Origin of the sequence: Paraburkholderia caffeinitolerans, assembly GCF_902859945.1 — a bacterium.
Lineage (GTDB): Bacteria > Pseudomonadota > Gammaproteobacteria > Burkholderiales > Burkholderiaceae > Paraburkholderia > Paraburkholderia caffeinitolerans.
The window spans coordinates 304,369-313,620 of record NZ_CADIKL010000002.1; the positions used below are offsets into that span (position 1 = coordinate 304,369).

The following is a 9,252-nucleotide window of genomic DNA, read 5'->3' on the forward strand; positions in this document are numbered from 1 at the left end:
GTTCCTTTGTGTCTCGAAGTGGTGACAAGGCCGCTCGTTCGGGGGGCACGATCCACGGCCCGGCAGCTTGTTGAGCCCGGAAAGTTAATCACCTTTTCCAGACGCGCCTCCCCCTCGTTCAGAGGGGTAGGCTCGCGCCGCCCGGGCGTGAGCGCTGCTCAGCGCGTCCCGCTGGTCAGGAGCGCGTGGATCATGCGCGCAAGCAGATACGGCGTATCGGGCGCGGCCAGGTAGCCCGGACGTTCGAGCACCATCGCGCGCGGCAACGCAAGCAGCGTATGAAGCACCAGAAACTCCGCCATCTCCGGATCGCGCACCCGGATCTCGGACTCGAAGCGGATCATCAGCGCCGGCGTTGCGCCGCTATGCCAGATTCCGTGCGCCTTGACGAGGTCGAGCCGGACGAGTTCGTCGTAGTGCGTCGAGCGGATGTTGAATGCGCAGTCGAGCAGCATCCTCTTGCGATGGACGGCCAGGCCCGCCGTGAGCGTCAGCAGGATGCCATCGAAGAGCGTGGCGTCGCCGGGCAGCGCGGCAATCTCCGCAAGTAGCGCATCGCGCGATTCGATCCGGTAATCGTCGAAGACTGCCGCAATCAAGGCCTCCATCGTCGGAAAATATTCGTAGATCGAACTAATCGAAACGCCCGCGGTTTCGGCGACAGCCAGCACGGTGAGCGCGTCGCGTCCCTGCTCTTCGAGAATCTTGCGGCCTGCCTCCTTGACCGCCGCGACAAGCGCGACCGAGCGCGCCTGGCGAGGCGACTTGCGCAAACCCGCGGGTCTCTCGACACGGACCACGCAATCGTGCGCGCCGCAATCTTCATGGTGATTCGATCTGACCATCTGCTGCTCCTTCCGGCTCGGGCCGGCGCCCAACGCCGCCCTCCATCCACTGTATGCAAGGCGGACGCGGCGCTCCCCCCTCCTTTTGAGGGGAGGCAGTGCGACAACGCTGCGCGACCATGCAAGCTGGACCAGCTTGCCGCCGCCCCCCTCTGAGCCATGTCTTCGCCCAGGGCGGCCTTACCATTCAGGGAACACCATGAGCTACACCCCGCCCACCACGGACATGACGTTCGTGATGACCGAACTCGCCGGACTCGATACCGTTTCGACCCTTCCGGGCTTCACGGATGCCACGCGCGCGACGGTGCAAGCCGTCCTCGATGAAGGCGCCAGATTCTGCAGCGAGGTGCTTGCGCCGCTGAATCTCCCGGGCGACCGCAATCCCGCCACCTGCGAGAACGGAAAAGTCACCGCATCGCCGGGATTCAAGGAAGCCTTTGCGCAGTTCGTCGAAGGCGGATGGCAAGGGTTGATGCATCCCGCCGAATACGGCGGCCAGGGTCTGCCCAAGCTGCTTGCCTCGCCGTGCCTCGAAATGCTCACGGCCGCCAACCTGTCGTTCGCGACCTGTCCGTCGCTCACCGACGGTGCGATAGAAGCGCTCCTGCTCGCAGGCACACGGGCACAAAAGCAGCGATACCTGCCGAAGCTGATCTCGGGCCAGTGGACCGGCACCATGAACTTGACCGAGCCTCAGGCCGGCTCCGATCTCGCGATGCTGCGCGCACGCGCCGTCCCCCAGCAAGACGGCACCTACCGCCTCTTCGGCACGAAGATCTTCATCACGTGGGGCGAGCACGACATGGCGGAGAACATCGTGCATCTCGTGCTCGCACGCACGCCCGACGCGCCGCCGGGTGTCAAGGGCATCTCGCTTTTCATCGTGCCGAAATTCCTCGTCGACGAGGACGGCAGCCTGGGCGCGCGCAACGACGTGCATTGCGTGTCGCTCGAACACAAGCTGGGCCTCAAGGCGAGCCCGACCGCGGTGCTCCAGTTCGGCGAGCACGGCGGCGCGACCGGCCATCTGATCGGCGAGGAGAATCGCGGCCTCGAGTACATGTTCGTGATGATGAACGCCGCGCGCTTCGCCGTCGGGCTGCAGGGTATCGGCCTTGCCGAGCGCGCGTACCAGAAGGCCGTCGCGTACGCGAAGGAGCGCGTGCAGAGCCGCCCCGTGGACGGCTCGTCGGACGGGCCCGTCCCCATCGTCCAGCATCCCGACGTAAAGCGCATGCTCTCGACCATGCGCGCCCTCACGCAAGGCGCGCGCGCCCTGGCCTATGTGGCCGCATCGCACAGCGATCTCGCACACGCTCACCCCGACGCGGCCGAGCGTGCCAGCCATCGCGCCATTTACGACTATCTCGTGCCGATCGTGAAGGGCTGGAGCACCGAACTCGCCGTCGAAGTCGCGAGCCTCGGCGTGCAGGTGCACGGCGGCACGGGCTTCATCGAGGAAACCGGCGCGGCGCAGTACTATCGCGACGCCCGGATACTGCCGATCTACGAAGGCACCACGGCGATCCAGGCCAACGATCTGGTCGGCCGCAAGACCGTGCGCGATGGCGGCAAGCTCGTGCGGCACATCATGGCGCGCATCGATGCCACCCTCGCTGAGCTGCACGCGCACCGCGCGTTCGGGTCCAATCCGGCGTTCGCGGCGATGTGCCATCAACTGGATGCGGGGCGCATGTCGATGGCTCGCGCCGTCGATTTCATGCTAGCCAACGTCAAGGCCGACACCAACGCGGTATTCGGCGGCGCCGTTGCTTATCTGAAGCTCTCTGGGATCGTGCTGTGCGGCTGGCAAATGGCGCGCGCGCTCATCGCCGCATCGGGGCGTGAAGCCAGCAATCCGGTGTTCTATGGCGCGAAAATGGCGACCGCGCATCACTACGCGACGCATATCCTCCCGCAAGCCACCGCGCTCGAAATCGCCATCGTCAGCGCGCGCAGCGGCGAAGGCATGCTCGCGCTCAGCGGCGAGCAATTCTGAGCAGCACCGGCGAGCGTGGCGCCCCTGTGTGACGGGCGCCCGCTCGCCGCGTGGGCGGGCGCCGCGAAACGGTGCACCCTGCCGTCGAGTGACGGCCCGCGGCGCACCGCGAATCAGATCACGGTCGCCCGACTACCTGCGTCGAAAATGACCGGCTGCCCTTGCTCCGCCCACGCGCTGGCCGCCGGAAGATAATGATCTTCGATGGCGGCACGCTTGATCTTCATCGTAGGGGTAAGGAATCCATTATCAGTAGTCCATACGTCATCGACGACCACGACAAAGTCCAGTTTTTCGTGATCTTCGAGCGTCGCGTTGACGCTCTCGACCATCTCCTGCAATTGCGCGCGCAACGCCTCTCGCGCCGCGCCGTCGCGCAACCCGCTCTGCGCCGCGGCCGACAGCATCAGAAGCGCAAACGGTTGAGCGAAACCCGGCCCCGTCACGCACACCGCCTCCACTTGAGGGTGACTCAGCTTGTTTTCGATGGGGACCGGCACGACGTATTTCCCCTTGCTGGTCTTGAACATCTCCTTGACACGCCCCGTGATCTTCAGGCGACCGATTTCGTCGAGCTCGCCGCGGTCTCCGGTCTTGAAGAAGCCATCCTCGGACATGCTCTGCGCGCTCAGTTCGGGTTGCCGGTAATAGCCCAGCATCATCGTGGGCGCCTTGAGCAGGATCTCGCCATTTTCCGCGATCCTGCACGCCACGCCGGGCATCGCCTGCCCCGAATAGCCGGGCCGCACGAGTCCCGGCCGGCTGTAGTGCGAATACGAGAAGTTCTCCGTCATGCCGTACACATCGAGCAGTTCCAGACCGAGCGCGCGATACCAGTTCGTGATTTCCTCGGGCAGCGGTGCGGACCCTGTAAAGGCGATCCGTGTCGCGTCGAGCCCGAGCATCGTGAGGATCTGCTTCTTGAGCGCCTCGGCTTCCGGGGTGGCTTCATGCAGCAGCGCAAGCTGGCTAGCGGACAACTTCGAGCACGCGCCCTGATAGAACTTCGTCCATAGCCGGGGCATGGAGATGAACACCGTGGGCCGCGCCCGATGCAGGTCCTGGATGAATGTGGCGAGGCTGTCGTTGAAGAACACCCGAAAGCCATGACAAAGCGAATTCGATTCGACGAACGAGCGCTCCGCGGTATGAGCCAGCGGAAGATAGGACAGCACACGATCGGCGGGCGTGAAGTCGCAGAAGATGCCCGCTTGCTCCGCGTAGGCGAAGATCGTGCCGAAGCTGTGCATCACGCCCTTGGGTTCGCCGGTGCTGCCCGAGGTGTAGATGATGGTGGCCAGGTCGTCTGCGTCGGGCAGATGGACGTCGTGAAGGGGTTCGTGCTCCGAGACAATGGCGTCCCACTGCACTGCCTGCGGCGTTGCCGGAGACATCGGCAGTGCAACGAGCCGCGCCTGATCGGGGATAACCTTGTGAATCTCATTCCAGCCATCGGTTTTGCCGTCGAGCTTGCCGACGAATACAAGACGCACATCGCAGTGCTCGAAGATATACCGCGCCGTATTCGCGCTGATCGTCGGATAGACCGGCACGGAGACGTGTCCAGACATCCAGATCGCCAGATCCGCCACAAGCCAGTGCGCGCTGTTCTTGCCGACAATGGAAATCGCACTCCGTGGCGGCAGATTTAGCGAGCTCAACCACGCCGCTGTCCGCCGGGCGGCATCGCCTACCTCTTTCCACGTATAGTCCACGACCCGGCCGTCCGGCGTCGGCTCGGTGAGATAGACCGCGTCCGGCTGTGTGCTCTCCCAGTGCAGGAAGCGATGAACCAGGGTTCCGGAATTCGTACCGCTCATCAATGTCTCCACTCATTCGTTGCCGGCGTTGCCGCACAGCGGCAATCCGCCCGCTTCTTATTGCCCATTTCTTATTGCCCAATCCGCATTCGGGATGAAACGCCCGCCGATGGTCCCATGCCCGGAGCCGGCGTGGCGAAACGCATCATCGCTATGCTTCATGACGAACGATACGCAGAAGCAGGGATCAATACGCCCACTCTTTTATAGGGGTGACTTCCACGCCTGGCGTCGGCGGCGACATAAGCGGGGAATACGCTGCCGCGATTGAAGGACATCAACCGATATCGGCGACTCTCGACATGGGCACGCCCTCCGATTCTACGCCGCGGGTCAAGCGCGCATCTTCAGCCGCGATCCCAGTCGAACCGTAGCGGCTTGCCGGACGTGAAAGCCGCTACGGCCTCGCTGGAATAAAGGGCGGCAGCTGCCCGGGCTTGCCCCGAAGCCTCCAGGCCAACGAAGTCCCGGTACGATGTTTCGAAGCTTCCATTCAGAAGCCGCTTCGCGATAGCCGTTGCTTCTCGCGGCGCTTGCCTGAAGCGCGCTGCGAAATGCCATGCACGCTCGTTGAGTGCTTCCGCTTCGTGAATTTCGTGGACGATGCCCAGCGCCCTGGCTTCTACGGCGCCGACCTTGCGTGCGGTCATCACCATGTCCTTCGCGGCGGAAAGCCCCACGATCCTGGGCAACTGGTGTAGCGCCGCCAGGTCCGGGATCAGTCCAATCCGCGCGAAAGACAGGCAGAACACCGCGCGCTGCGACGCAAGCACGAAATCGGCGGCCAATGCGAGCGAGAAGCCAGCCCCGGCCGCTGGCCCATCCACCGCGGCGATGACCGGTAACTCCAGTTCACGCAGCCGTTGCAGCCATGCGTGAACATTCAGGATGAACTCGGCAACATCGGCAGGCTCGCTATCCTCCGGCGCATTTCCCACGCCGTCGCCGAGCGTTTCCTTTAGATCCGCACCCGAGCAGAAGCTGCCGCCACTACCGGTCAGGATGAGCGCGCGGACATCGCGCCGGTTGTCCAGCCAGTCCAGCATGTCACGATAATCCGCGCGCAATGCCGCGCCCAGCGCGTTGCGTGATTCCGGGCTTTGATGTGAAAACTCGGCAATGCCATCCCTCAAGACGATTCGGCTTTTGCGCAGATACACCATGCTGTCTTCAGACACAGTCTCTCCGATCGGTCTATCTCCCGGTGCTCATCGAAGCGCGCGTTGGGCCGATTCAGCTTACCGGCAACGCCAGTGGAAATCGCCAGTCGCCGGCCAGCACCTCGGGGCGCGGTCGATAGAGGCGCACCAGATAATTCCAGCCCGGCATGATGGGCAGGCAGTTCGGCGTTGCGGTGTCGCAACCGCCGAACTGGATGGTCACGGTGCCGTCCGCGCTCCGCTTTGCCGTGAGGTTATTCACGGAATACGCCTGCAAGCTGTTCGGCTCGAAATAGCCCTTCTCGTTGTAGACGCTGACCGACCAGAAGCCGTCGACGGGCACCTCGCCCACCGTCATCCGGTGGACCGTGACACCGTCGTTGCGAGGCGGCGTGACGGGCAGATAAAGCGTTTCCTGCTCGGGAATGCCGCCCCACGCCATTGCCGTTCCGATCAGGTGCCGCACGGGATCCACCCTATCGCGCCCGCCGAACATCCGGTGCGTGTCGTGCACCGTCGTACCCAGCACGAGTAACGCGTTGCGAATGCTTTTCAAGCCGGCGAGATCCCAATTCGGCGCATCGAAACTGCCGCTATTGCGCTGCTGCACCTCGATCGCGTCCTGCAGCGCGTGAGCGCGCTTCATGTCGGCGGGATCGTCCGGGTTGGCCAGGATGCGTACCGCGACGAGAAGGTAACGCGAACCGGTCTGCTCGAGACAAAAGCTATGAGGCCCCGGTGCGTATATCGTGGCCTGCGTATAGTGATCCTGATCGATCACCTGCATCGACAGGTAGTGCCTCCCCGCATCCGGCAAGATCACCGTGACGGGTCCCGCCTGAAGGTCGAAAATCGCCGTCGAATAGAGCGTGTCGCGGTTGGGACGCACAACGAACTGCTCGTTCATCGCGACCATTGCACGCCGGTGGGCAAAACGCCCCAAGGCGCCTCGCGCCGCTACCGCACCAAAGCACTGATCTGTTTCCGCGCGAGTATAGTTGTCCGCCGTCACCTGCTGATGCTGAAGTTTGACCGTATCGCCTGTCATTCGCCATCCTTATCAATAGCTTGCAGATGCATCAACTATCGACACTTTAGGCGGTATCCGGCCAGGTCCGCCCCCCTCGTTGATAGGGGGCGGGTTTTCCCCGTCTCGACACACCCAGCGGCCCTGGCAGCCCCCTTCAGTACGCCGCGCGATAGATCGCCAATGCGTCGCGCTCTTCCAGTGGCTTCGGGTTGTTGGCGAGCAACCGGGTTTGCAGCATCGCGTCGCTTGCGAGTCTCGGCAGGTCGTCAAGCTCGATGCCCACTTCGCGTAGTCGACGGGGAATGGCCGTAGCCTCAATCAAATGTTCAATGTGTGCGATCAAGGCTTGCGTCTTCACATCGTCCGTTGCATGACGCGCGAGGTCGGGCACCATGATGTCCGCGAGTTGCGCATACAGATGCGAAACAACGGGTGCGTTGAACCGCATGACGTGAGGCAGCACGAGCGAGTTCGACAGTCCATGCGGCACGTGAAAAACGCCGCCTATCGGGTAGGCGAGCGCATGGACCGCTGCCACCGGCGCGTTCGCGAACGCTTGCCCCGCGTACATCGCGCCCAGCAACATCGCTTCGCGCGCGCTAAGGTCCGCGCCCTGGTCGCACGCGGGCAACAGATGCCGCGAGAGCAGGGTCAGCGCCTGGGTCGCCAGCAGGTCCGAAAGCGGATTTTTCAACCGCGCCGACGTAAAGGCCTCGATGGCGTGCACCATCGCGTCGATGCCGGTTGCCGCCGTCACGTGCCGCGGCAAGCCCACTGTGAGTTCCGCATCCAGAATCGCAAGGTCGGCGATCAACTGTGGCGCAACCACCCCCACTTTGCTCGCCGCACCGGTGGTGACGATCGATACGGCGGTTACTTCCGAGCCCGTGCCCGCCGTGGTGGGCATTTGCACGAGCGGCAGCCTCGTGCCGGCGACGTTGCCAACGCCGTAGATCGCCTGCAAAGTCTGTGCGCCCGATGCGAGGATCGAGATGAGCTTGGCGACGTCCATCGACGAGCCGCCACCGAGTCCCAGCACGACTTCCACTTCCGCGTCACGTGCTTTCGCTGTCGCCTCCTGCACGACATGCTCGGGGGGATCGGCTACGACGTCGTCTATCACGGTCAAATCCCAGCCGTGCTCACGCAAGCTCGAAAACGCAGGGTCGAGCAAACCACTGCGGTGCAAAAAGCCATCGGTTACGACACAAATGCGCGTCTTGCCTGGGAACGACTCCACAAGGAGTGCACCGAGGCGGCGCGCCGCGCCAGATTCGACCACGATCGAAGGAACAGTACGAAAGCTGAATGGCTGCATTGCGCGGTAATGCTGGAAGGTGAGGCGGGCGGATTCGCCCGATTGACAGTGGGGTCGCTACGGCGACCCCGGGCCGCTTACATGTTCGGATAATTGGGCCCGCCACCGCCTTCGGGGGTGACCCACACGATGTTCTGCGTCGGATCCTTGATATCGCAGGTCTTGCAGTGTACGCAGTTCTGCGCGTTGATCTGCAGGCGGTCTTCGTCCTGCTCGTCCTTCACGAACTCATAAACGCCCGCAGGACAGAAACGCGATTCGGGGCCTGCGTACATTTGCAGATTGATGCCGACCGGCACCGTTGCATCCTTCAACGTCAAATGCGCGGGCTGGTTCTCTTCGTGGTTCGTATTGGAAATGAACACCGAAGAAAGACGATCGAACGTAAGCTTGCCATCGGGCTTCGGATACTCGATCGGCTTGCACAGCGACGCCGGCTTGAGCATCTCGTGATCGCGGTGCTGGTGATGGAGCGTCCACGGCACATTGCCGCCCATCAGCTTCTGCTCGACGCCCACCATCAGCGTGCCCAGGTACAGGCCCTTGCTCATCCACTGCTTGAAGTTGCGCGACTTGTACAGTTCCGTGTAGAGCCACGACTGCTTGAACGCTTCCGGGTACGCCGCGAGTTCATCGCTCTGGCGGCCTGCCTGCACCGCGTCGAACGCGGCTTCCGCCGCGAGCATGCCGGTCTTGATTGCCGCGTGGCTGCCCTTGATGCGCGCCGCGTTCAGGAAGCCCGCGTCGTCGCCCACCAGTGCGCCGCCCGGGAACACGAGCTTCGGCAGTGACATCAGACCGCCCGCCGTCATCGCGCGCGCGCCGTACGAAACGCGCTTGCCGCCTTCCAGATACTTGCGGATCGCCGGATGCGTCTTGTAGCGCTGGAATTCCTCGAACGGCGAGAGATACGGGTTCTGGTACGCAAGACCGACGACGAAGCCCACCATCACCTGGTTATTGTCGGTGTGGTACAGGAACGAGCCGCCGTAGGTGTCCTTTTCCAGCGGCCAGCCCGCCGTGTGGATCACCAGACCCGGCTTGTGCCTGGCCGGATCGATCTCCCACAATTCCTTG

Annotated in this window: 7 protein-coding genes; 1 reads left to right on the forward strand and 6 read right to left on the reverse strand. The window is 63.3% G+C overall.

Going from position 1 to position 9,252, the window contains the following annotated elements:
* Nucleotides 1-158 precede the first annotated feature (158 nt).
* Nucleotides 159-845: a TetR family transcriptional regulator gene (locus HV773_RS03000; protein WP_129563535.1), complete on the reverse strand. Its 687-nt coding sequence runs from the start codon at nucleotides 843-845 to the stop codon at nucleotides 159-161.
* A 199-nt stretch (nucleotides 846-1,044) separates the two neighbouring features.
* Between HV773_RS03000 and HV773_RS03005 the strand changes: the two genes are divergently transcribed.
* Entirely contained in the window at nucleotides 1,045-2,847 is a 1,803-nt protein-coding gene (locus HV773_RS03005) for an acyl-CoA dehydrogenase (protein ID WP_129563536.1), read from the forward strand.
* Between the two features lie 113 nt (nucleotides 2,848-2,960).
* On the opposite strand, the gene HV773_RS03010 is transcribed toward HV773_RS03005, so the two are convergent.
* The 5 genes from HV773_RS03010 to HV773_RS03030 form a co-directional block, all read right to left on the reverse strand.
* Nucleotides 2,961-4,667 carry an AMP-binding protein gene (locus HV773_RS03010; RefSeq protein ID WP_129563537.1) on the reverse strand — a complete coding sequence of 569 codons (1,707 nt, stop codon included), beginning with the start codon at nucleotides 4,665-4,667 and terminating at the stop codon, nucleotides 2,961-2,963.
* A 347-nt stretch (nucleotides 4,668-5,014) separates the two neighbouring features.
* A complete protein-coding gene (locus tag HV773_RS03015; protein ID WP_227875486.1) occupies nucleotides 5,015-5,845 on the reverse strand; it encodes an enoyl-CoA hydratase/isomerase family protein in 831 nt (276 codons plus the stop codon).
* 55 nt (nucleotides 5,846-5,900) lie between these two features.
* Nucleotides 5,901-6,875: a DUF1254 domain-containing protein gene (locus HV773_RS03020; RefSeq protein WP_129563538.1), complete on the reverse strand. Its 975-nt coding sequence runs from the start codon at nucleotides 6,873-6,875 to the stop codon at nucleotides 5,901-5,903.
* Between the two features lie 136 nt (nucleotides 6,876-7,011).
* Complete coding sequence (locus HV773_RS03025; RefSeq protein ID WP_129563539.1) at nucleotides 7,012-8,175, reverse strand: iron-containing alcohol dehydrogenase; 1,164 nt, start codon at nucleotides 8,173-8,175, stop codon at nucleotides 7,012-7,014.
* 77 nt (nucleotides 8,176-8,252) lie between these two features.
* Nucleotides 8,253-9,252, reverse strand: a 1,000-nt coding sequence (locus HV773_RS03030; protein ID WP_175194196.1) for an electron transfer flavoprotein-ubiquinone oxidoreductase, incomplete at its 5' end; no start/stop codon positions are given.